This window comes from Desulfosporosinus burensis (genome assembly GCF_054657535.1).
In genome coordinates this window covers 351936-374810 of sequence record NZ_BAAHYN010000004.1, presented here as the reverse complement: position 1 = coordinate 374810, position 22875 = coordinate 351936, and the positions used below count along the sequence as shown (strand labels likewise).

The following is a 22875-nucleotide window of genomic DNA, read 5'->3' as shown; positions in this document are numbered from 1 at the left end:
CAAGCTTCAAGGAAAGGGGTGATAGAATGTTTAAAAAGATTCTTGTCCCAACTGACGCCTCTGAAAATTCTCGCCGCGCCTTAAAAATGGCCCTAGAGTTAGCCAGTTCGTATCAAGCTGAGGTGTTACTTCTTCATGTTAGCTATACTCCTCAGGCTTATTGGGGGTATACCATTTCTTATGGAATCACGGTGACGCAAGAACAACTTGATCAAAACGGAGAACTTGCTTTAGATGCAACCCTTTCGGGGGTTGATCAGGGGCAGATTGTCATTAACAAACGAGTAGAAGCAGGTCATCCAGTAACCGTTATCCTAGATCAGATCAAGCAGGAAAGCATTGACTTAGTAGTTATGGGAAGTCATGGCTACGGCGCAATAACTGGCTCGGTCCTTGGCAGTGTAAGTCAACGGGTGTTGCAACGGGCAAGCTGTCCAGTACTAATTATTAAGTAAGAAGAATCGTTACAGATTGAATTTAGGGGTAATAAGTCGCGAGAGCGAATATGCTCGACGCGCAAGTAGGATTTATAGCAAATTTATAGCAATTATGCAGATATTTTAGGACAAACGTCCCTGTCTTCGTGGCAGGGATTTTTTCTTAGGTCGCGAATAGCACAGTAAGAAGTTGTTTATTAGCGACGTGGAGGCAGACCGTTTCATGAAAGAAGATAATGTTTGGTTGAGTCCTAAAGAACTTCAACAGATGCTGCGGGGTTCATTACAATGGAACGACGTAGCACCCCGTGTTACCTCATCCAAAACGGGGATACGTAAGTTAGGGGAAGCTATTCCTGAAAAAAGATCAGTCTCCAGACAAACCGATCAAATAGCGATCAATCAATCAATAGAGCAAGAAGTCTACTCAAAACCGCTGGAAGGAAAACCAGTTATTTGGTTACTGGGTAGTGTTGGTCTCTTAACATTATCCTCTTGGTTTTACTTTGTCTTATTTTCGAATTAGGTTTAAAATGGATCACTATTAGTTTGGAAAGGGTTAAGTCTGCTAGACTTAACCCTTTCCAAACTATTTTTTTTCTAAAAATCCTTTGCAAAATCTCGAAAAATGGGTATCATATAGATAGAAGGTCAGGAAAGGTCAATAAACAGTATGTGTGGGATATCTTAGAAATATATTGTTATAAGGAGTACATTACAATGGGAAACCTTGCGGATCGCATTGAGGAATATCTGAAACGAGTATTAGAAAAAACCTCAGAGGGGTATATCGTTTTGCAGCGTAGCGAGCTTGCGGGTGAGTTCGCCTGTGTTCCATCTCAAATCAACTATGTACTAGATACTCGTTTCACAGTCGAACGGGGATACTTGGTTGAAAGTCGCCGGGGGGGTGGAGGGTATCTTCGAATTATTCGTTTAGGGTTAGGCCTCGAAGGGGAGTACCAACAAGTAATGAGACAATTAATTGGAGAGCAGCTTTCACGTGAGCGTTCAAGCGCCTTGGTAGATCGTCTTTTAGATGAGGAACTTGTCACGACTCGGGAAGCGGCGATGATTAAGAGTATTGTATCTGGTAATGATTTAAGTGGAGAGTTCAGAGATTGGGATATGTTACGAGCGCGTCTAATGAAGAACATTTTGACAACGTTAAGTAGGGATGATTTGGTATAAAGGGGGGGTTGACATGCTTTGTCAACATTGTCAACAGCAAGAAGCGGTTATGCGTTTATCCATTACCGAAAATGAACAAACTCGTGAGGTATACCTTTGTGAATCATGTGCTAAGAAAAACCAAGAAGTAAGTTTTGTTTTCCATCCAGCGATTGTACCCGAGTTTTTGCAGGCCCTTTTTGGGTTTAATCCAACGTCAATTGAACAGCCTTCGGAGAGGACCTGTGCCAAATGTGGTCTTAGCTTTACCCAAATAACTCAAGCAGGGAAGCTGGGATGCAGTAAGTGTTATGAAACCTTTGAAGATCAGCTCGAACCGTTACTTCGTCGTGTGCATGGTGGCGGCCAGAACGTCGGGAAAATTCCGGCAAGACGTGGGGTTGCTATCAAAAATCGTATGGAACTCAGAACCCTGAAAGAGACGCTACAAACCTTAATCCAACAAGAAGCGTTTGAGGAGGCAGCCTTAGTAAGGGATCAGATTCGTCAGATTGAACAAGCGAAAGGAGGGGAAACCAATGATTCGTAAGGAGTTACTCTTACAGAGCAGTGCCTGGATGAGCGAGCCAAATTCTCCGGTTGTGATTAGTAGCCGGGTGAGATTAGCGCGCAACCTCGAAGAGTTTCCCTTCCCCCATGTTAATAGTTCAGAAGGTGCTACACAGGTTGAAAAAACCTTCACGGAGGTACTTTCCGCCGGGAATATTGAGCCATTGGTGTATATATCCTTAACAGAGTTAAGCAGCATAGAACATCAAGTGCTTATCGAAAAACATCTAATCAGTCCAAGTTTAGGAGGATCAACTGGAGCGCGCGGAGTGGCGTTGGCTCCTGACCATCGATATGCGGTTATGGTTAATGAAGAGGATCACCTTAGGATCCAAGTTCTTTTGCCGGGTAATCAATTACAAGAGACACACCGCTTAGCAACGGCTTTAGATGATCTTCTGGAAGAAAAACTGGATTTTGCCTACCGCGAAAGCCATGGCTATCTCACCGCTTGTCCAACGAATGTGGGCACGGGACTGAGGGCATCGGTCATGGTTCATCTGCCGGGCTTAGTGATAACGAAGCAGGTTCAACAAGTTCTTGGAGCAGTGACACGCTTAGGGCTCGCTGTGCGAGGACTTTACGGAGAAGGCTCTCAAGCTTTTGGACACATGTTCCAAGTGTCTAATCAGATAACGCTTGGAAAAAGTGAAGAGGATATCTTATCTCATTTGGACGCCGTGACTCGACAAATCGTAGAGCATGAACTCCAGGCACGAGAATTACTCCGCAAGCAAATGCCTATGTTCCTAGAGGATAAGGTATGGAGGGCTCGAGGAACCTTACAAAACGCTCGGCTACTTTCGTCTGAAGATGCAATGCATCTCTTGTCGCATGACCGACTTGGGACGGATATGGGCTTATTACCCAAAATCAAGGATTGCTTTGCTACGTTAATGATTGATACCCGGCCAGGATGTTTGCAATATATCCTAGACCGAGAACTTGACCCCAGCCAGCGGGACGAGGAACGGGCCCGTCTGATAAGAGCGCGGACTACTGTTAGTGAGGCATGATACGCGATGTACGAAGCACGAGGCACGATACTCACGGCGCGAAGCACGTATGAAAGCTTCGCTTTCAATCAAGTTCGAACCTCGAGCATCGATTAAAGGAAGGATGAAGGAATAATGAAAGGACGTTATACAGAACGTGCTCAGAAAGTTATAGCGATTGCCCATAGTGAAGCTAAACGGATGGGACATCAGGTAGTAGGAACCGAACACATTTTACTGGGACTGATTCAAGAAGGGGAAGGGATTGCCGCCCAGGCCTTAACAGGATTGGGCTTGGATCTTGTAAAAATTCAAAGTCAGGTTGAACAAATTGCAGGAGTGGGTCAACCTTTTAGCGGAGAGGTGGGACTCACACCGCGAGTTAAAAAAGTTCTGGAGTTAGCTAATGAGGAGACACACCGTCAAGAAGTTAATTATATTGGCACAGAACATCTGCTTTTGGGTCTAATTATGGAAGGGGAGGGAATTGCTGCTCGAATCTTAGCAAATCTCAACGTGGGTCCCGAAAGAGTTTGGAAACAAGTGGTGAAACTTTTAGGTGGAGAATTGGAAGAAGCGACATTGCCTGCAGCTAATTCAGTTTCGTCTTCTAATAAAGGTGGTGGATCTGTCAATACACCAGCGCTCAACGAGTATGGTCGTGACTTAACACTGCAAGCTCGCGAAGGACGGTTAGATCCGGTAATTGGACGAGAAAAGGAGATCGAACGGGTTATTCAGGTCCTAAGCCGCCGAACTAAGAATAATCCTGCCCTAATAGGGGAGCCTGGCGTCGGTAAAACAGCCATAGCTGAAGGATTGGCACAGGGGATTATCAGTAATAGAGTACCTGAAATACTGTTAAATAAACGGGTTATCACTTTAGATCTTTCGGCCATGGTGGCTGGAAGTAAATACCGTGGCGAGTTTGAAGAGCGTTTAAAGAAAGTCATGGAGGAAATCCGAGTAGATGGAAACATCATTCTCTTTATTGATGAATTGCATACTTTGATCGGGGCAGGAGCTGCAGAAGGCGCAATCGATGCTGCGAATATTCTAAAACCCGCCCTAGCGAGGGGTGAGCTTCAATGTATTGGGGCGACAACCTTAGATGAATACCGTAAATACATTGAGAAGGATTCAGCATTAGAACGACGTTTTCAACCCATCAAGATCGGTGAGCCAACTGCCGAGGAAGCAATAAAGATTCTCACTGGTTTAAGGGATCGTTACGAAGCTCATCACCGAGTGAAGATTACGGATGAGGCGATTGAAGCGGCGGCTCGACTATCTGATCGTTATATTTCGGATCGCTTCTTACCAGATAAGGCTATTGATTTGATGGATGAAGCAGCTTCACGTGTTAGACTGGCTAGTTTTACGGCACCACCTGATTTGAAACTGCTTGAGGAAGAAACTGAACGATTAAAGAAAGAAAAGGAAGCGGCTGTTTCCAGCCAGGAATTTGAGAAAGCTGCTGAATTTCGTGATCAGGAACAAAAACTGCGGGCCGAGCTTGCTGACCTTCGAGGAGCGTGGCAAGATAAGCGGTATAAAGAAAACGCCATGGTTACAGGGGATGACATCGCTCAGATCGTAGCGAGCTGGACGGGAATACCCGTCAAAAAACTAGCTGAAGAAGAAAGTGAACGCCTTTTGCATTTGGAGGATGTCCTTCATCAACGACTCATTGGGCAGGAGGATGCAGTCACTGCGGTGGCCCGGGCAGTACGCCGAGCGCGGGCAGGGTTGAAGGATCCGAAGCGTCCAATAGGTTCCTTCATTTTCCTCGGACCTACAGGGGTCGGGAAAACCGAGCTTGGTCGTGCTTTAGCTGAGGGGATGTTCGGGGATGAAAAGGCTCTGATTCGCATTGATATGTCGGAATATATGGAGAAGCATGCAGTTTCTCGACTTGTAGGAGCACCTCCGGGATATGTTGGACATGATGAAGGAGGTCAGCTCACAGAAGCAGTAAGACGAAAACCCTATAGTGTCATTTTGTTAGATGAAATCGAAAAGGCGCATCCTGAGGCTTTCAATATTTTACTCCAAGTTCTAGAAGATGGGCGCTTAACGGACACTAAGGGACGGACTGTAGATTTTCGAAATACTGTCATAATCATGACCTCCAATGTTGGTTCTTCCTTCCTCAAGAAAGAAGCTATGGGCTTTGCAGCCAAGAAAGATGAAAAAACGGATTATAAAAATATGCGTGGATATGTAATGGAAGAGCTAAAACGATCCTTCCGTCCAGAGTTCCTAAATCGGATTGACGAGCTAGTGGTCTTCCATTCCCTCCAAGAAGAACATTTATTGAAGATCTCTGAACTATTGATTAATCAGGTCAATAAACGTTTGAGTGAAAATGGCCTGGAACTTCAGGTTGAGAAGAGTGCTATTGCATTGATTGCCAAAGAGGGAAATGATCCTATTTTTGGAGCGCGACCCCTCCGTCGGGCCATTCAGCGCTTAATCGAAGATGCTCTTTCGGAAAAAATACTCGAACGAGAATTCAGAAGCGGAGATCGGATTCGTGTAGAAGCAGAAGATGGAAAAATGAAATTTTCTAAGCTTTAAACAGTTGTAGGGATTTGCGAATTGCCCCTACGGTAATTCCGAGCATCCTGGAAAATAAATTGGATTTCAAAATAATCCATAGCAATGGATTGAGGATTACTATAATTTTTAGGGGCAATTGATGATCGTTCGATTCATGAATTGCCCCTTCGGGGATGGGGCGTTGTATGCATGAAGACTAAGGTAGTATATAGATGTTCTAATTGCGGGTCCGAAAGTCCAAAATGGTTAGGAAAGTGTCAAAACTGCGAGGAATGGAACACATTTGAAGAATCAGAGAGTCAACCTAAAACGACGTCATCACCGAGTAAAAGAAAGACTTCCCCGAAGAGGCTATCTGAGGTCTTAGCTGGAAATAGCGATAGAATTGTGACAGGCATTAGTGAATTTAACCGAGTACTGGGTGGAGGCATCGTCAAGGATTCTATCATTATCTTGACAGCAAGGCCTGGAGCAGGAAAATCAACCTTGCTTTTACAAGTAGCCGATGATGTTGCCAATAAGGGCTACAAGGTTCTATATGCTTCAGCCGAAGAGAGTGATAGTCAAATTAAAAGTAGGTCAGATCGAATTCTGAATGGAAGCAAGAGTAACATCTGGATCTACTCTGATACAAGTATGAACCATGTTCTGGCCTCAATTGAGGAGCTTGACCCAGATTTGATTATTATCGACAGTATTCAGACGTTCACCCTTGAAGAACATAATTCCCGGCCTGGTTCGCCCATTCAAACAATGGAGTGTGCCAACGAACTCTTAAAAATAGCCAAAAATAACAGCCGCCCCAGAGCTGTGATCATGGTGGGGCAAATGACGAAAGACGATGAAATCGCAGGACTTCGAGCGCTAGAGCATCTGGTCGACGCGGTGTTAATTCTCAATGGAGAAAATGGCGAAGAATTGAGGGGCGCTTGGTGTTCGAAGAATCGATTCGGAAGTACAGGAGAAATCGGGTTTTTCTCGATGACTGAACAAGGGATGTTATCCATTGATAACCCGTCTGAGTTCTTTATGACTCAAAGGGGAGCGGGACAGACGGTTTCGGGAAGCGCCTTGACCGTGATCAAAGAGGGGACACGACCTATTATTGTAGAAGTCGAAAGCCTTGTATCGAAGTCGTTCACTCCCTATCCGTCAAGAATTGCGGAGTGTTTGAGAAGAGATCAATTAAACACCCTGATTTCTATTCTGGAGCAAAGAGGCAAGATTAACCTCTACGATAAAAATGTGGTTATCAAAACAACAGGTGGTCTTCAACTCAAAGAACAATCTGTAAGCTTAGCCATTATCATGTGTATAGTTTCATCTGTGAAAGACAAAGCGATTCCCAATGATACCGTGTTTGTGGCGGATGTCGGGCTTACTGGAGAACTAAAAAAGGTCCCTTCGATCGAGGCGCGCATCCGAGAAATAGACAGAATGGGTTTCAAACGTGTCTACATAGCAAAAAATTCTCTAAGAGATTCTTCAAGATATAAAAATCTTGAAATCATAGAGCTTAACACTTTGTATGAGGTTATTCTGGATTTAAAAATGAAGACTGGAGCTAAGACTGAAATCGAATTTCCAATTAGTGAAGATATTTAAGATGCATTCGTATAGGGTATGCTGGCTAGGAGTCTCTTAGCTTCTGCCGGCTCCTTTTGTACGGATAGTAATAAGCAAGAGATTAAGATTTTCTTGCGCACCCTTGTTCAACCTGATACCTGACTTTGCCTAGCAATGAAAGAAAATCTTCCATATATCTACAAAATACCACGGATTTATGGATTATAATCTCTTGCTAATTAGACAAAATTATAATATAACTAAATAAAGAATATAAATTATTTGCGAATTCTTAGAGGTGATGATTAAAACATAGTTGTTGTGCTTTCAATCTATATTGGCATTTTCCGTAATATCATAATGTTATTCCCAAGTGTCTTATTTCATTAAAGCGGATTAACCTTATTTCACTAAGCTTTTGTGTTTTAGCTTACTGGAAGTTGAGGAAGGTGATTTAATGAGGGACGATTTACTGGAGTTATTAGATTTACTAAATGCCGTTGAAACGAAACGCGATCAACTAAATAAACTTGCCTTATGTAAAGAGCTGACTTCTGAAGAAGTAGTTACATCTAGCCGTGAGTTGGACAAACTATTGAATGAAGTTTATAGTTTGAGCAAACACAAAGGAACTAAATAATGAAATGATAGCTATGCCACAATGTAGTCCGGAATTATTCCGGACTTTTTTTGTACTATCAGAAAGTATAAATTTCTGGTAAGCATAAGTGCAACTAAGGCGGCCGCCTGCGCTGAAGCTTGGCGCCAGCCAAGTTTTCTTAATTTTCTATAAATAATTTATTGTCTTTGCTAGTTTAATAAATAGTGGAAAAAAACTAAAGAGTGGGTCATAATGTTAAAGTTAGCTCTTTCGCACATATGTATTTAGTGATAATATAAAATAAGAAAACTATTATAATTGGAGGGAAGAATTCAATGTCCTTTACCTACTTTATCAGCTCAGATACCATAGGCCATCAAGACTTGGAATTGGGCAAACGCCTGATGCACAGTTTCTTTTTGAAGCTCTTGGTGGCGGCTGAGAAACCGTCCCATATTCTTTTTCTCGAAAAAGGGGTGCAGCTTTTGTTACCAGAGTTTTCTGCTGTTGATGCCCTGAAGATTTTAGCAGAGGAGTCGGGTGTTACTCTGTTGGCATGTGTGACCTGTCTAGATTATTACGGTATCAAGGATAAGATCGAAGTTGGAGAGGTTTCCACTATGCCTGAGATTATCGCTGTTATGCATGAAAGCGATAAAGTGATACATATCTAATTTGTAGAGAAACGAGGAGGATAAAAGAATGGATAACAGAGAATTATGGACAGCCCTAGGTATGGATTTAGAGAAACACGATGATTTTTTGGCCCCTGTACCAGCGATTTTTACGAGCTTGTTTTTGGATCGACCCAATCGCCCCAACGCGATGGGGTATTTTGATGCAGTAGTCGGAGATGTGCATGGAATTCGTGTGCATGAACTCTATGCTAAGAGAGAAGCTGGCGCTAAGGTGTTCTCGACCTTTTGCGTCTATGTTCCGGAGGAAATTGTTGTTGCGACAGGGAGTGCCAGCATCGGCTTATGTGCTGGGGCCCAGTATACAGTTTCTTCGGGGGAAAAAGTCTTGCCTCGCAACCTCTGTCCATTGATTAAATCGACCATGGGCTTTAAACTAGACCGGATTTGCCCGTATTTTCAAGTTTCGGATTGGGTCATCGGGGAGACGACCTGTGACGGGAAGAAGAAGGCCTGGGAGATTCTCAATGAACATATTCCGACCTATGTGATGGACCTCCCGCAAAAGAAAGACTCCAAGGACGCCCGTCTTTGGGAAGAAGAAGTACGTGAATTTGCTTCCTTCATCGAACGCGAGACCAAGGTGGATTTAACCACCGAGAATCTTACTCAGGGAATTCAGACGATTAACAATAAACGCCAAGCGCTTCAAAGGTTAGCCAACTTAAGAAAACATAACCCAGCTCCTATTCACGGCTTAGATGTCCTCTTAATCAATCAACTCTCCTTCTTTGACGATCCAGTTCGCTTCGCTGCTCAAGTCAATGCGCTGTGTGACGAACTTGATGTGCGGGTCAAAGAGGGGATTGGAGTTGCTCCTGCTGATGCACCCAGGATTCTGGTGACGGGAACGCCGCAACCGCTTCCAGCTTGGAAACTTCATGCCTTAATCGAACAAGCTGGGGCTGTCGTTGTCGGGGAGGAAACCTGCACGGGAGAACGCTATTATAAGGATGTCACCGAGCCTGCAGATAACGTATCGGATATGCTCGCCAATATTGCTAAGCGCCCCTTAAAGGTGAATTGTGCTTGCTTTACCCCGAATCAAGGACGTATGGAAGATATAACTTTCATGGCTGAAACCTTAAAAGCAGATGCCGTGATTGATTTTACTCTTCAGTTCTGTCAGCCCTATGGTGTAGAAAGTTATTTTGTGGGCAAAGAAATGGAGAAGAAAAAGATTCCCTTCTTGCGGCTGGAAAGTGATTTTTCCGAAGAAGATCAGGGACAACTCTTGACCCGGATTGAGGCTTTAATCGAGATGATTCGTGCATGAAGCAAGCAGGGTTAGATCTCGGCTCGGTTAATACAAAGTTGGTCGTGTTAGAAAACGGGGAACGGGTATACAGCAAAGTCATACCCTCCCGTTTCGATTCTGTGCAAGCGGGTATCACCCTTTTAAAGTCCTACGTCGAAGAACACGGAGAAAAACCCGAAAAACTCGTGGTCACAGGGTATGGGCGGGTAAACTTTCCCGAAGGAAGGGTTATTACGGAAATCTCCTGTCAAGGCAGAGGTTGTCACGCTTATTTCCCGGATCATACCTACATCTTGGATTTAGGAGGACAAGACGCCAAGGTTATTAAGAAAAGCGCAGAAGGAAAAATTGTTCAGTTTATCATGAATGACAAGTGTGCTGCCGGAACCGGGCGCTTTTTGGATGTTATCCTCAAAGGATTAGATCTAACTTCCGAGGAGCTGGAGTTAGCCGCAGAGGCTAAGCCAATGCCCATCAATTCCATGTGCACGGTTTTTGCAGAATCTGAAGTCATCACCATGCTTGCTAAAGGAATTCCAAAACCTGAGGTGATTGCAGGCCTCTTCAAAAGTACGGCTAAACGTCTCGCTAATTTTGTCGAGTCTGTCGGACATTCTGAATCTTTAATTTTCACAGGAGGAGGCGCTCATTATACCCTCCTTGTCCGCTTCCTCGAACAGGAATTAAAGGGGAAGATCGTCATACCACCAGAGCCTGAATTAACCGCTGCTTTAGGTGCGGCATTACTTGCATAATAACTGAGAATAGCACTTGTTGAAGTTAGCAAGTGCTATTTGTTAGATAAACATACTCGTATACTATCAATGAAATTTGGGAGGTAACAATATAATGGAAAGAGAAAAAATCCTTGCTGACGTAAGAACAAAGGCGGGAGGGTGTTTCCAAAGAGGTGAATTTTATTGTTCCGAATCCGTGATTCATACCCTCAATGAATTTCTTGGCTGGCCCTTTGATCGTTCAATTGTCCGATTGGCCGCCGGTTTCCCGGTCGGAATCGGTAGGTCTGGGTGTGTTTGTGGAGCTATCAGTGGTGGAGTAATGGCATTAGGGATGGTCTACGGCAGGGATCCCGGCAATGCAATGAACAGTAGAATGTTTCCTGTCGCGGCTGAACTACATGACCATATTAAAAAATCATATAAGAGTACTTGTTGCCGGGTGATTACTAAAGATTTAGTCTTCGACTCTCCTGAAAGAAAAGCGCACTGTGTGAAAATTACCGGGGAAGTTGCGGCCTGGGTAGCAGATAAATTGCTCGATGATGAGGCGCTTAAAGAAAAAATCCAATCCTTAGCAAGTGAGACATGAAGAAACTGAAAATTGATGTTTGATTTTATTTAGCATAGAAACACTAAGTCGGAATTGCATCGTGGCGATGCGATACCGACTTAGTAAAACTTTGTTCAAGCAGCCTTAATGTCTATAACGATAAATACCACTGCAATCTTGCAGTGGTATTTATCGTTTCAAGAACGACCAATTCTATAATAAAGTTAAATATTATAAGAGTTTTACCGTTGAGCAGTAATTTTAGACAGTTAAACATAGCTTTTAACCGATGAGCTAAAAAATGAGGTTTCGAATTATGATAATGGCATGTTAATTGCATTACAAATAAGTTATGCTTGAATATAAGTTATACGTTATGATAAGTTATACGAAATGAAATTTAAAGAAACTGGAGGGATATAAAGAAATATGTGTGCAAAATTCTTACGCTGTTCAACAAATTTGTGCGGCTGATCCGATCGAACCCGAACAGTTCGGGCAATAAAGGAAAGGGGACACACCTCTATTTGAAGCCTGTCTTTGAGGTTGGAGGAATGTCCCCAATTACTGATGAGGGTGGAGAGAAATGGAAAATGAACTAGAAAGAATTGAAGGACAACTTGTTAAAAGTCTGGTAGGTAGTAATTTTGGAGATGTTATGGTTGTCGGTGGAGGGATCAGCGGTATTCAGGCTTCTCTTGATCTTGCCACTGCAGGTTTCAAGGTCTACCTAATTGATAAATCACCGACCATTGGCGGCAAGATGTCCCAGCTGGACAAGACCTTTCCCACGAATGATTGCTCCATGTGCATTGAATCTCCTAAGTTTTCTGAATGTAACAGGCATCCCAATATCGAGATCATGACCTATACTGAAGTTGACAGTGTAGAAGGGGAAGCGGGAGACTTCAAGGTAACGCTGATTAAAAAGCCCAGATATGTTATAGAAAGTAAATGCACGGGTTGTACTGTCTGTGTAGAATACTGCCCGGTCAAGTCCCCTGATCAATTTAATCAAGAGATTTCGAAGAATAAAGCTATCCATATATACTTCGCTCAAGCAATTCCCCTTGTATCGTATATAGATGAAAGTTGCCTTTTCCTTAAAGAAAAGAAATGTACTATTTGCCAATCAGTCTGTAAGTCTAACGCCATAGATTTTAATCAAACGGCGGAGAAGGTAGAAGTAAAAGTAGGGGCGATACTTCTGTCTCCGGGCTTTGAGCCATTTGATCCTAAGTTGAAGAACGACTATGGCTACGGAAAGTACGAGAACGTGGTAACCAGTCTTGACTATGAACGGCTATTATGTGCCACCGGACCACACGAAGGGGAGATACTGCGTGCTTCCGATAAGAAGCATCCCCATAAAATAGCCTGGATTCACTGCGTCGGTTCCAGAACGGTTATCCAGGGCGGCAACAGCTATTGTTCAGGCGTATGTTGCACGTATACCCAGAAACAGGTGATTTTGACAAAAGACCATGACGATGGGGCAGAGTGTACGATATTCCATAACGATATACGTTCCTATGGCAAGGATTTTGAGCGATTCTACCAAAGAACAGAGAAACTTCCCGGGATTCGATTTGTCAGAAGCTACGTATCAATAGGAAAAGAGATCCCGGAAAGCAAGAATGTAACGATAAGGTATTCTACTTTTGAGGATGGAGTAAAAGAGGAAGAATTCGATATGGTGGTATTATCTGTGGGATTGAACCCTCCTGCGGATGTGGTGGGCTTGGCAAATAAGTTCGGCATCGAGCTCAATTCTCACGGATTCTGTAAAACCAATCCTGTTAATCCTATGGAGACCTCTCGCCCGGGAATTTTCATAAGCGGAGCCTTCCAAGGTCCTGTAGATATCCCCGAGTCAGTGGTGACCGCCAGTGGGGCAGGTTCTCAATGTGGTGAACTCCTTGACTACCGGCGAGGGGATCTGGCCAAAGCAAGGATATATCCACCGGAAAGAGATACCTCAGAAGAGGAGCCTAGGGTGGGTGTCTACGTATGTCATTGTGGAGCGAATATCGGAAGAATAGTAGATGTTCCTTCAACAGTTCAATATGCGCTGACGTTACCCAATGTTGTACACGCTGAAGACAGCCTCTTTATATGTTCTACTGAAGCTGCCGCGAAACTGTCAAAATCGATTCAGGAAAAAGGGCTCAATCGCGTGGTTGTCGCCGCCTGTACCCCTAGGACACATGAGCCGCTCTTCAGGGACACGCTTCGGGAAGCAGAAATTAACCAATATTTCTACGACATGGCTAATATTAGAGAACATTGCTCCTGGGTTCACTCGAAAGAAAAGGAGAAGGCCACCCAAAAGGCTCAAGATATTATCCGAATGTCGGTAGCCCGAGCTTGCCGTTTGGAGCCCTTGCAGGAATTTGATCTGCCCGTCAACAAGGCGGCCTTAGTGGTCGGCGGTGGCTTGGCCGGACTGACCAGTGCTCTGAGCGTGGCCAACCAGGGACATGAGGTTTACTTGGTGGAAAAGGATACAGACTTGGGGGGAATGGCGCGAAGAATCCATTACACACTGGAAGGGCTGGATGTTCAAGAGTATTTGCGTGAGGTCATACGCAAGGTTTATCAGCACCGCTTAATCCATGTCTATACTGATGCTACCATCGCAGAGACTGGCGGCTTTGTGGGAAATTTCGTAACCAAGGTGAAGTCTAAAGGAAGGCTCACAGAGGTAAAACACGGAGCAACCATTCTGGCTACAGGCGCTGAAGTATACCAACCCACCGAATACCTTTATGGTGAAGATGATAGGGTAATGACCCACTTGGAGTTGGAGGGTAAAATCGCCAAAGGAGATGAAAGGCTGCATAACTCCGAGAGTTTGGTGATGATCCAATGCGTAGGCTGTAGAAATGAAGACAGAAACTACTGTAGTCGGATATGTTGTAGCGAGTCAATAAAGAATGCTCTGAAACTAAAAGAGCTAAAGCCCCAGATGGATATCTACATTCTGTTTAGGGATATAAGAACCTATGGGTTCAAAGAGGATTATTACAGGGAAGCGGCCAGTAAGGATGTAAGGTTCATCCGCTATGAGCCGCAGGATGAACCTCAGGTGGATGCAGCTGTTGATGAGGATGGCCGGAGTGTCTTAAGGGTTAGCGTGACCGATCTTGTTTTAGGTAAGAAGCTGGAAATAGATGCGGATGTGCTCGCTTTAGCTGCCGCCATTATTCCGTCAGCGGGAAGTCAGGAAGCAACCAAGTTATTCAAGGTGAATTCTAGTCTAGATGGTTTCTTTCAGGAAGCCCATGTCAAACTAAGACCTGTTGACTTTAGCACAGACGGCATTTACCTATGTGGGATAGCTCACTATCCCAAGCATATATCGGAAACGATTAGCCAGGCTTATGGAGCTGCAGGTAGGGTCTTAACGCTTCTCTCCCATGATACTGTCGTAGCTTCCGGCTCTGTTTGCGAGGTGAATGAGAGTAACTGTATTTCGTGTGGAGCATGTATTGCAGCGTGCACGTATGGTGCCATAGAGTTTCATGATACACCACAAGGCAGAAAGGCTGTGGTTAATTCTGTTCTCTGTAAGGGAGATGGTCTGTGTAACGCAAAGTGTCCAACAGGGGCAATTTCACTAAAGCACTATACCAATGACGAGCTCATGAGCCAAATTGACGCGGCGGTTCCCAGACTTGTTGAAAGTCCACTAATGGAGAAAGCAGTCAACTAAGGGGGTGAGATAGAATGAGTGCAGAACTTGCGTTTAAACCAAGGATCTTAGGTATGATATGCAATTGGTGCTGCTATGGAGGGGCAGACCTTGCTGGAGTTTCACGTTTTCAATATCCCCCTTATATAAGGCTTATAAGGGTGATGTGCTCCGGCAGAGTCGAAATGGCACATATACTTCGAGCCTTCTCAAATGGAGAAGACGGGGTGTTTATCGGCGGTTGTCATCTTAGTGACTGCCATTATAATACTGAAGGAAATTACGATGCAATAAGGATGGTGCTTCTATGTAAAAAAATACTAAAGCACATAGGGGTGAACCCCGAAAGATTAAGAATTGAATGGGTATCTGCCGGTGAAGGAATCCGATTCGCCAATATTATGAATGAATTCAGCATGAAAATAGAGAAGTTAGGACCTCTTGGTCAAGGCGAAGGAATAGACGAAAATGCCTTAAAGTCTAAACTTGAAGCAGTTACACGCTTAGTCCCCTACATTAAGCTGGTAGACATGGAGAGACTGAGAGTGCGTTTTAAATCGGATGAAGAGTATCATAAATTTTTTACCAGTGACGAGTTCAACAGGCTGTTTGATGAAACAGTTGTAGAAAAATTGGCAATAAGCCAAATTATCTCACTCTTGCGGGAAGGACCCCTTACAACCGGAGAGATCGCGAAGGTTTTAGGCCTGACCCCGTCTGAAGTATCAAGGCACCTTAATAGTTCGTCAAGGCAAGGATTAGTTAGGTACGAGGAAAGCCGGAAGCGCTTTGCTCTCGCGTAAAGAGAGGGCGGCATCGAGCTTTTTGGCGGACCGTTTGGGCTGGCCTTTTTGAGGTCATGGCACTATTAGGGAAAAAATGTTTTGATAAGGTCATTGTATTTTTTTGATCAATCTAACGTGACCCTATACGCAAAGTGGCTGTCAAATGCGACCTATGTGATGGTCATGATGACAGCCCCCGTTGTGTAAGCATGTCCTGTACAGGCTCTTAATTACCCAAGTGACAGACTCTAGGACTGCGTTGTAGTGTTAACAGATTTCATGAGCAAACCTCCAGGATTTATGAAGCGTCGACTAGAAAGCCTTCGTTGAAGTTGCTCTATTACTATTTGGATGGTTTGATTTCATGTGGATGCATAACCAATCTATTATTATAGTACATACATTCACACTTATGACAATATATAATATAATTAAATGGTAGATAATAGAAAGGAGAAAAATGCCAAATGCCTTGGATAAAATTGTACATAATCTAAGGTAGCTATTTTATAAGCAGAACTTATAGTGAGAATAATCGTAAGAATGGGAGAGTGAATCTAATTGGGAAAAACTTCACGAAACCTTGCTGCTATATTTATTGTTATATTATTATCTCTATTTACCATGGCCTGTTCAACAAACACAGTTCAAAAAAAATCTGAACCTAAAGCAGCTGAAGAAAAAGTATTACGTATGGATGAAGAAAACCTGGGTTATCCTTCTGTATACACTGTATCCTCACGTGGTAGAGGCTATTTAATGATGAGCTTTATTTTTGACACCTTGACTTGGAAAGATGAAAAAGGGGTTATTCCTCTGCTAGCAGAAAAGTGGGAGGTGACTCCTGATCAGAAGACATGGACCTTTAACCTTGTTAAAAATGCAAAATTTACGGATGGCAAGCCACTCACTGCTGAAGATGTCAAGTTTTCGTTCGATTATATCAAACAACATCCTCACCCTTGGGTCTATCTAAACATGATTGACCAAACCAAGGTGATTGACGGATCCACGGTCCAAATCAGCCTTAATCAGGTTTATGCGCCCTTCATCACTGATGTGGCCGGAAACGTACCTATTATGCCTAAGCATATTTGGCAGGATATCAAAGAACCTCAAAAATTCGATACTACAGACGCGGTAATCGGTTCAGGACCCTTCACGTTAACGAGCTACGACAAAGCAGCAGGTACTTATATTTATAAGGCCAATAAAGCTTATTTCTATGGTGAGCCGGTTGTCGATAAGCTCGTTTTTAGTCCTAGCCAAAATCCGAAAGAAGCTCTTGAAAAGGGCGAACTTGATGTTGCACAGAAAACGAAATACGGCGAGGCCATCCAGCTTCAAAAGGACGGAAAGTTTAAAGTAATCGAAGGACCCGGTCTGTGGGTTGGCAGGATATATTTTAACTTTGGAGTACCAGAGTTTAACCAACGTGAGCTGAGACAGGCTTTATATTACGCCATCAACCGTCAAGAGTTGGTCGAAAAAGCGACTAAAAAAAGTACCGTAGCGGGCAATCCTGGGCATATTCATCCCGATTCCGAATGGTATTCTAAAGATGTAAAGCAGTATGAATTTAGTCCCGAAAAAGCGAAACAACTCTTGGATGCTGCGGGGATGAAGGACGTCAATCAAGATGGCACGAGGGATTTCCAGGGTAGATCCATGGAGTACGAATTCATCGTCACAGATGATCGGGTCAATGAAGCGGAAATGATTAAAAATTATTGTTCTGCTGCGGGGATTGAAATAAATGTTAAAGCCATGGATGGGCAGAGCCTAGATTCCTTAATGAAGGAAGGGAAATTTCAGTTAGCTCTCAATGGGCATGGTTCCTTTGGTGGAGATCCGGTGCTGCTTGCCAGATTTGCTTCGGAAAAAGTTACTCAAGGGTCTACGCCCAAAATAACAACTCAGGGCGGAAAAGGTTGGTCTAACGATCAATTTGATCAACTCTTTACTGAGCAGTTACGGGAAAATGATCACTCTAAGCGCTACCAAAAGGTTGCCGAGCTTCAAGAAATCATTGCCGAGGAACTCCCGACGTTAACCCTGTATTATAGGAAAATTACGTTTGCTTATAATCAGAATAAATTTGACGGCTGGTTTTTCACGAAAGACGGGGTCGCTATCGCTGTGCCCACGACACAAAACAAGCTGGTCTATATTAAGGGACAGTGGAAATAGTACGGGGATCAATGATGAAGATTCTAAAGAAGACGATCATTTATATAGTTCTGGTAGCTTCAATAAGTTTTTTACTGCCCAGGTTAATCCCGGGTAGTCCTTTCTTTTTTTCCCATTCGGATATGTATGTGCTCAATACCGCGATGCCGGAAGATAGCTTTAACTCCTTTGTCCAATACTATCACCCAGACAAACCTGTACCAGAGCAGTTTTTGTTGTATCTCAAAGATCTCTTGAATTTTGATCTGGGGAGGTCCTTCCATTATAAACTGCCTGTTGCTGATTTATTGACGGGGTGCTTGGGTTGGACAATTTTCTTGTCCTTTGTATCCATTGGAATTTCATCCAGTATAGGAATACCTTTAGGCTTATTTTATGCGGTTAGAAAGGCTAGAAAAAGAGCAGTTTGGCTGAACGTTTTTACTGGACTAAACTCTGTGCCAGTTATTGTAATAGCTATCGTTATGCAAATGTTGTTAAGTTATAAGTTTGACCTGTTTCCTTCGAGTGGAGCATACACTCCAGGAATCGGCGTTAGTGACCCTGGTTGGATACTGGATGTAATAGGGCATGCTATTTTACCCTTATGGGTACTTGTGTTGGCTGAACTGCCTCCAATTTTTATCTTGACCTATAATACCTGTTCTAGAACCAAGAACCAACCGTTTGTGGAAATGGCCCAGTATTTTAATATTCAAGGGCACGTTATTAATTATAAGTACATCTTAAAGAACACCTTACCCGAGATTCTGAGCAAGATAAATATTCAGTTTCTCTACGCTATCTCGGGAGTCTTATTTGTCGAAGTAGTATTTTCATATCCGGGTATCGGAACCCTGCTCAAGACCGCCGCCTATAGCAGGGACTACCCGCTCTTGCAGGGTATTCTGCTCGTCACGGGTGTGTACGGAATCGTTATTAATTTAATCTTTGAACTAATCATCAAAAAGTTAAACCCGAGGGTGTAGCCATGAATATCTTTCATTCAAATAAAGGATCCTGGATCATCATATTAGTAATGGCTCTGATAGGATTAACGTATCCGTTAATTTCTCCCTATGATGCGGGTGATTTTAGTTTTCAATCGTTAATGCCCCCATCCCTAGATCATCTTTTGGGAACCGATGAAATGGGCCATGATATTTTATCCATGCTCCTCGTCGGCTTTAGGATATCTATTGGAATTGCCTTCACTGCGGCAGTTTTGGCAACTTTGATCGGGACAGTCCTGGCGACCATAGCTGCTTATTATAAAGGCTTGGTCGATCGGATTATTGTTAGGATTACGGAAGTGTTTATTCTTGTCCCGGAAATTGTTGTTTTGCTTTTTGTTACGGCTATTGTAAAGCCAATGGTCTATAATAGCATTTTGGCGATTGCATTTTTTTCCTGGAGTAAAATCACTAGGATTATTAGAGCTAAAGCTCTAAGTGTTATTGAGCTGGAAAAGGTTCAATACACCCTGCTTTTAAAAGGCAACATCTTAGATATTATTCTTAAAATGTGGCGAGAATTGTATCCTGCAGTTGCCACGATGTTTGTTTTCCAGTGTGGTAAAGCAGCTGTGTATGAATCCACCTTGGCCTTTTTTGGGATAGGAGACCCTCTGGCCAAATCGTGGGGGCGTATTATGCGGAATGCTTTGGATTATGAAGGAATTTTCAGTGGAGATATTTATCTTTGGTACCTTTTACCACCGATCCTTTGTATTCTGACCTTCGTGGTGGCTATTTCAAGGATTGCCTATAACGTTGATGAAGTTAGAAGTGAAAAGTAATGATTTTGAACGTTAATAAGTTTAAAGCAAGGTATTGTAGTAATTCTCCCTGGTGGAGTTATCCAAGACTTGAGTTGGATAAGGGTATGTGTCTGGCGATTATGGGAAAGACCGGGTGTGGTAAGACAACGTTGTTAAATGCCCTTTTTAGTCATTCTTTTACAGGCATTATGGAATACGACCTTGCTGAACTAATGGGGAAGGATATTCGGGCCTGGGGGAGGGAGCGGTATCAAGCGATCAGTTATATGCCGCAATATGCCCAAAACGGCTTAAACCCAGCATTAACAATAGGGGAACAGATTGAGCTAGTTAAAAGAAGCTGCAAGGTACCTGACTCAAGACTTGATTTATTTTTTCAAGGACTAGGCTTAGCAAAAGAGATCAGTCGTTTATACCCTTTTCAGATTAGTGGTGGAATGAAGCAAAGAGTGGTCATTCTAATGGGATTTATCAAGCAGCCTCAGCTTTTTATCTTGGATGAACCTTCCTCCGCCTTGGATTTTATGACCTTAGATAAGACCTTGAATTTTCTTAAAGAGCGGAAACATGAGGGGACGGGCCTAATCGTTGTGTCTCATCATTTGGGGTTTGCAACTAGTATCGCTGACAAGGTGATTGAGCTATAGCATGAGGCTCAATTGGGTAGAGCTGAACTCTATCAGGAGGGTGAAATGTCTGAAATTTTAAGAGGGACGAACTTAACTAAATCGTTTGATACCCCTTTTGGGCGCCAGGCAATCCTGAGTGGAATAAATCTTAAGGTAGATGAAGGCGGTATTATTGCTCTGATCGGTGAGAGCGGCGGGGGCAAAACAACGCTTTGCAGAATCTTAATTGGTTTAGAAACGACAGATTTAGGCAGTGTGTTTTTTATGGGAAAAGAGGTAGGACGACTTAGAAAGCGCAGTTTTGAAGCATGTGCTTCTATTCAGTATGTTTTTCAGGATCCTTACGCCTCCATGGCGGATGAAGCAACGGTTATAAGCACCCTGTCTGAACCAGCAAGACTATGTAAACGAAATCATAGAGATTACTTGGAGCCTAAAGAAGCACTTGTTTTAGCAGGGCTTTCTGTGGAAGAATTTATGAACCGGAAAATAAAGAGCCTTAGTGGTGGGCAAAGGCAAAAAATCGCCATAGCCCGTGCCTTGATTACACGTCCCCAAATCATTATCGCTGATGAAAGTACTTCTATGCTCGACGAAAGTTCTGCGAAGGAAATGAGTTCAATCTTTCGAAGATTAAACAAACTGCTTGGGATTAGCTTTATTATTGTGACTTATAACAAAAATACTTTGTTTGATTTGTGCACATTCATATATGTCCTTCATCAAGGAAAAATTGTTGAAGCCGGGCCGAGAGAAGAGGTTTTAACCTCGCCCAAAGAGGAATATACACGTCAATATTTGGAGTGCATGTTAAATATTGAAGGGAGAACTGACTTTGAGCAGGATAGTGTACGTAAATCTCACGACTGAAACAGTGGAAGAAAAGGAATATAGTGACGCCCTCAGTCAATATTATGGCAGAGGACTGGCTTCCTACCTTGTCAAGGAAAACTTGCCTCCTCATGTAGGGAGACATAGTGCGGAAAATAGTCTTATTCTGGTGCCTGGGCTCCTCACAGGAACTTTTGCACCAAGTACTGGAAGACTGATTATTGCCGCGAAGAAAGCACAGGATTCTGGAATACAATACCTAAACTTAGCGGGGCCATTTTCACAGAAAATGGCTTGTTTGGGTATTGTATCTATAGTGATTAAGGGTAAAAATCTAGAAGATGTAGATGTTCCAGCCGTTTTAAGTTTCGATGAAGCTGGAGCGCAGATCCTAAAAGTCCCTTGTCTTAAGGAAAGAGAAATATCAGAGACGATTAGCTATATTAGGAACAATATCGGTAGGGGAAAGGACACAGCGGCAATCGGGATTGGCTCTGCCGGTGAACATTTATTACCGATTGCTTCTGTGTTCACTACCTATCCAGAGGGAAATCCCCTCTTTAACTGTGCACGTGGTGGTATGGGAGATATTTTTGGCTCAAAAGGCTTAAAAGCAGTGGCAGTCACGACAAAATCTAACTTTACCAGCAGGGTAGTGAATGTGGATGAAATGGAAAAAGCTTCTAAAAGTCTGGCCAGAATAATTATCGATCATCCGGTATGTGGGGGAGCTTTACCTGCTTATGGTTCAATCACCTTAATGAAAATGATGAAGAGTAATGAGTTAAATCTAAGTTCGATCAAAGCGACTCCACAGAGTAAGATAATATCAGAGGACCAGAGTGTTAATCCGTCTAAAGAGGGTAGTCGCAGAATCAACCGTACTTGTGCCCCGTTGTGTGTCGTAGGCTGCCTAAACCGTCATGTACATGCCAAAGAAACGTTGTTTTCATCCCCAGCTGAGAGTGAGGTTTCGGCAGCGCTTGAGGATTTTGGCATAGAAGACGCTGAATTTGCCTCGAGGTTTAATAGAATAGCCTTTGAACAAGGGATTGATTCAGTCGAGTTTCTATTTTGTTGCGCGTTATATTACAAAATCAAGGATATCAAGGTAGGTAAAATAGAATTATTAGCGGCTCTGAACGAAGTTAAAGAGTTAACCAATCTTGGAAGAATTTTAGCTTCCAGGACGGAAGGATTATATCGTCTTTATCAAGACCACACCGAGTTGTTGCCCATGGTTACCCAACCTTCCATCGCTGAGGAACATAGCTTTAATATAAAGCTCAGCTTTAAAGTTACAGGGTGTGAGGATTTAGAGGACAAACAATATCTATATGCCAATATGCTGACCTTAGAAAACCTTGGCTTCTGTCTTTTTACCTCTTTTGCGATTATTGAAAGTCGTGAGGCCATGGACCTACTCGCTGTTTTGTTTCATTCTAAAACAGGGCGTAAGGTTGAGGCAAAGAATCTGATTGAGTATGCTGTCCATTGTCTTAAGGTTGAGGAGGACTATGAAAAAATAGCCAAGTTATTAAGTCTGCAAAAAGGAATACCGGAATTCGTGAAGGTTCTCCATAGGTATTTTGGCAAGGGCGTGCATGAATGAAGGATAAATTATCCATTGCGATTCTACCAATGGCTCTAGGCGCTTTTTCTGCAGCATTGGACAATAACGTGTTAAATATATGTCTGCCACTATTAGCCAAGGAATTTGAAACTGATCTGGGTACGGTCCAATTCGTGTCGTCTTCTTATGTTTTCGCTATCTGCAGTTTATTGTTGTTTTTTGCCTATCTCTCGCATCGATTGGCAGAAAATACGTTTTTAGTATAGGGGT

At 43.2% G+C, this 22875-nt stretch carries 21 protein-coding genes; all 21 read left to right on the top strand.

All coding sequences use genetic code 11. The features are described 5' to 3' along the window. Positions 1–26 precede the first annotated feature (26 nt). Positions 27–455, top strand: a complete 429-nt coding sequence (locus tag ACYQ3Q_RS09245; protein WP_459928271.1) for a universal stress protein — start codon at positions 27–29, stop codon at positions 453–455. Positions 456–660: 205 nt separating this feature from the next. Then, positions 661–963: a hypothetical protein gene (locus tag ACYQ3Q_RS09240; protein WP_034144546.1), complete on the top strand. Its 303-nt coding sequence runs from the start codon at positions 661–663 to the stop codon at positions 961–963. A gap of 194 nt (positions 964–1157) precedes the next feature. Further along, positions 1158–1628, top strand: coding sequence for a CtsR family transcriptional regulator (locus ACYQ3Q_RS09235; RefSeq protein ID WP_459928270.1), 471 nt, complete (start codon positions 1158–1160; stop codon positions 1626–1628). 13 nt (positions 1629–1641) lie between these two features. Continuing rightward, complete coding sequence (locus ACYQ3Q_RS09230; protein WP_459928269.1) at positions 1642–2157, top strand: UvrB/UvrC motif-containing protein; 516 nt, start codon at positions 1642–1644, stop codon at positions 2155–2157. Next, positions 2147–3193, top strand: a complete 1047-nt coding sequence (locus ACYQ3Q_RS09225; RefSeq protein ID WP_459928268.1) for a protein arginine kinase — start codon at positions 2147–2149, stop codon at positions 3191–3193. The genes ACYQ3Q_RS09230 and ACYQ3Q_RS09225 overlap by 11 nt, the downstream gene beginning before the upstream one ends. A 114-nt stretch (positions 3194–3307) precedes the next feature. Beyond that, positions 3308–5752: an ATP-dependent Clp protease ATP-binding subunit gene (locus tag ACYQ3Q_RS09220; RefSeq protein WP_459928267.1), complete on the top strand. Its 2445-nt coding sequence runs from the start codon at positions 3308–3310 to the stop codon at positions 5750–5752. 171 nt (positions 5753–5923) lie between these two features. After that, on the top strand, positions 5924–7339 hold the full coding sequence (radA, locus tag ACYQ3Q_RS09215; RefSeq protein WP_459928266.1) for a DNA repair protein RadA: 1416 nt from the start codon (positions 5924–5926) through the stop codon (positions 7337–7339). Between the two features lie 418 nt (positions 7340–7757). Beyond that, positions 7758–7940 (top strand): Spo0E family sporulation regulatory protein-aspartic acid phosphatase, encoded by a 183-nt coding sequence (locus tag ACYQ3Q_RS09210; RefSeq protein ID WP_459928265.1) that lies wholly within the window; start codon positions 7758–7760, stop codon positions 7938–7940. 296 nt (positions 7941–8236) lie between these two features. After that, entirely contained in the window at positions 8237–8575 is a 339-nt protein-coding gene (locus tag ACYQ3Q_RS09205; RefSeq protein ID WP_459928264.1) for a DsrE family protein, read from the top strand. A gap of 28 nt (positions 8576–8603) precedes the next feature. Further along, positions 8604–9872 carry a double-cubane-cluster-containing anaerobic reductase gene (locus ACYQ3Q_RS09200; protein ID WP_459928263.1) on the top strand — a complete coding sequence of 423 codons (1269 nt, stop codon included), beginning with the start codon at positions 8604–8606 and terminating at the stop codon, positions 9870–9872. Then, positions 9869–10609: an acyl-CoA dehydratase activase gene (locus ACYQ3Q_RS09195; RefSeq protein ID WP_459928262.1), complete on the top strand. Its 741-nt coding sequence runs from the start codon at positions 9869–9871 to the stop codon at positions 10607–10609. The genes ACYQ3Q_RS09200 and ACYQ3Q_RS09195 overlap by 4 nt, the downstream gene beginning before the upstream one ends. Positions 10610–10703: 94 nt before the next feature. Further along, positions 10704–11183, top strand: coding sequence for a C-GCAxxG-C-C family protein (locus ACYQ3Q_RS09190; RefSeq protein ID WP_459928261.1), 480 nt, complete (start codon positions 10704–10706; stop codon positions 11181–11183). A gap of 547 nt (positions 11184–11730) precedes the next feature. Next, entirely contained in the window at positions 11731–14859 is a 3129-nt protein-coding gene (locus ACYQ3Q_RS09185; protein ID WP_459928260.1) for an FAD-dependent oxidoreductase, read from the top strand. 14 nt (positions 14860–14873) lie between these two features. After that, positions 14874–15641, top strand: a complete 768-nt coding sequence (locus tag ACYQ3Q_RS09180) for a hydrogenase iron-sulfur subunit (RefSeq protein WP_459928259.1) — start codon at positions 14874–14876, stop codon at positions 15639–15641. 543 nt (positions 15642–16184) lie between these two features. Next, entirely contained in the window at positions 16185–17813 is a 1629-nt protein-coding gene (locus ACYQ3Q_RS09175) for an ABC transporter substrate-binding protein (RefSeq protein ID WP_459928258.1), read from the top strand. Positions 17814–17827: 14 nt separating this feature from the next. Beyond that, positions 17828–18781, top strand: coding sequence for an ABC transporter permease (locus ACYQ3Q_RS09170; protein WP_459928257.1), 954 nt, complete (start codon positions 17828–17830; stop codon positions 18779–18781). A gap of 2 nt (positions 18782–18783) precedes the next feature. Continuing rightward, the gene (locus ACYQ3Q_RS09165) at positions 18784–19590 is read left to right on the top strand and encodes an ABC transporter permease (protein ID WP_459928256.1); all 807 of its coding nucleotides are present in this window, start codon (positions 18784–18786) and stop codon (positions 19588–19590) included. After that, positions 19590–20219 (top strand): ATP-binding cassette domain-containing protein, encoded by a 630-nt coding sequence (locus tag ACYQ3Q_RS09160; RefSeq protein WP_459928255.1) that lies wholly within the window; start codon positions 19590–19592, stop codon positions 20217–20219. The genes ACYQ3Q_RS09165 and ACYQ3Q_RS09160 overlap by 1 nt, the downstream gene beginning before the upstream one ends. 45 nt (positions 20220–20264) lie before the next feature. Further along, complete coding sequence (locus ACYQ3Q_RS09155; RefSeq protein ID WP_459928254.1) at positions 20265–21071, top strand: ABC transporter ATP-binding protein; 807 nt, start codon at positions 20265–20267, stop codon at positions 21069–21071. Continuing rightward, positions 21037–22644, top strand: coding sequence for an aldehyde ferredoxin oxidoreductase N-terminal domain-containing protein (locus tag ACYQ3Q_RS09150; RefSeq protein WP_459928253.1), 1608 nt, complete (start codon positions 21037–21039; stop codon positions 22642–22644). Before ACYQ3Q_RS09155 ends, ACYQ3Q_RS09150 begins: the two co-directional genes overlap by 35 nt. Continuing rightward, positions 22641–22871: a hypothetical protein gene (locus tag ACYQ3Q_RS09145; RefSeq protein ID WP_459928252.1), complete on the top strand. Its 231-nt coding sequence runs from the start codon at positions 22641–22643 to the stop codon at positions 22869–22871. Before ACYQ3Q_RS09150 ends, ACYQ3Q_RS09145 begins: the two co-directional genes overlap by 4 nt. Positions 22872–22875: the final 4 nt, after the last annotated feature.

What these genes read in the sequence shown, in the direction of transcription:
- ACYQ3Q_RS09210 (WP_459928265.1), top strand. Translation starts at nt 7,758, where the DNA reads ATGAGGGACGATTTACTGGAGTTATTAGATTTACTAAATGCCGTTGAA.
- radA (WP_459928266.1), top strand. Translation starts at nt 5,924, where the DNA reads ATGAAGACTAAGGTAGTATATAGATGTTCTAATTGCGGGTCCGAAAGT.
- ACYQ3Q_RS09195 (WP_459928262.1), top strand. Translation starts at nt 9,869, where the DNA reads ATGAAGCAAGCAGGGTTAGATCTCGGCTCGGTTAATACAAAGTTGGTC.
- ACYQ3Q_RS09160 (WP_459928255.1), top strand. Translation starts at nt 19,590, where the DNA reads ATGATTTTGAACGTTAATAAGTTTAAAGCAAGGTATTGTAGTAATTCT.
- ACYQ3Q_RS09180 (WP_459928259.1), top strand. Translation starts at nt 14,874, where the DNA reads ATGAGTGCAGAACTTGCGTTTAAACCAAGGATCTTAGGTATGATATGC.
- ACYQ3Q_RS09240 (WP_034144546.1), top strand. Translation starts at nt 661, where the DNA reads ATGAAAGAAGATAATGTTTGGTTGAGTCCTAAAGAACTTCAACAGATG.
- ACYQ3Q_RS09205 (WP_459928264.1), top strand. Translation starts at nt 8,237, where the DNA reads ATGTCCTTTACCTACTTTATCAGCTCAGATACCATAGGCCATCAAGAC.
- ACYQ3Q_RS09145 (WP_459928252.1), top strand. Translation starts at nt 22,641, where the DNA reads ATGAAGGATAAATTATCCATTGCGATTCTACCAATGGCTCTAGGCGCT.
- ACYQ3Q_RS09185 (WP_459928260.1), top strand. Translation starts at nt 11,731, where the DNA reads ATGGAAAATGAACTAGAAAGAATTGAAGGACAACTTGTTAAAAGTCTG.
- ACYQ3Q_RS09235 (WP_459928270.1), top strand. Translation starts at nt 1,158, where the DNA reads ATGGGAAACCTTGCGGATCGCATTGAGGAATATCTGAAACGAGTATTA.
- ACYQ3Q_RS09170 (WP_459928257.1), top strand. Translation starts at nt 17,828, where the DNA reads ATGAAGATTCTAAAGAAGACGATCATTTATATAGTTCTGGTAGCTTCA.
- ACYQ3Q_RS09200 (WP_459928263.1), top strand. Translation starts at nt 8,604, where the DNA reads ATGGATAACAGAGAATTATGGACAGCCCTAGGTATGGATTTAGAGAAA.
- ACYQ3Q_RS09220 (WP_459928267.1), top strand. Translation starts at nt 3,308, where the DNA reads ATGAAAGGACGTTATACAGAACGTGCTCAGAAAGTTATAGCGATTGCC.
- ACYQ3Q_RS09155 (WP_459928254.1), top strand. Translation starts at nt 20,265, where the DNA reads ATGTCTGAAATTTTAAGAGGGACGAACTTAACTAAATCGTTTGATACC.
- ACYQ3Q_RS09245 (WP_459928271.1), top strand. Translation starts at nt 27, where the DNA reads ATGTTTAAAAAGATTCTTGTCCCAACTGACGCCTCTGAAAATTCTCGC.
- ACYQ3Q_RS09225 (WP_459928268.1), top strand. Translation starts at nt 2,147, where the DNA reads ATGATTCGTAAGGAGTTACTCTTACAGAGCAGTGCCTGGATGAGCGAG.
- ACYQ3Q_RS09165 (WP_459928256.1), top strand. Translation starts at nt 18,784, where the DNA reads ATGAATATCTTTCATTCAAATAAAGGATCCTGGATCATCATATTAGTA.
- ACYQ3Q_RS09230 (WP_459928269.1), top strand. Translation starts at nt 1,642, where the DNA reads ATGCTTTGTCAACATTGTCAACAGCAAGAAGCGGTTATGCGTTTATCC.
- ACYQ3Q_RS09190 (WP_459928261.1), top strand. Translation starts at nt 10,704, where the DNA reads ATGGAAAGAGAAAAAATCCTTGCTGACGTAAGAACAAAGGCGGGAGGG.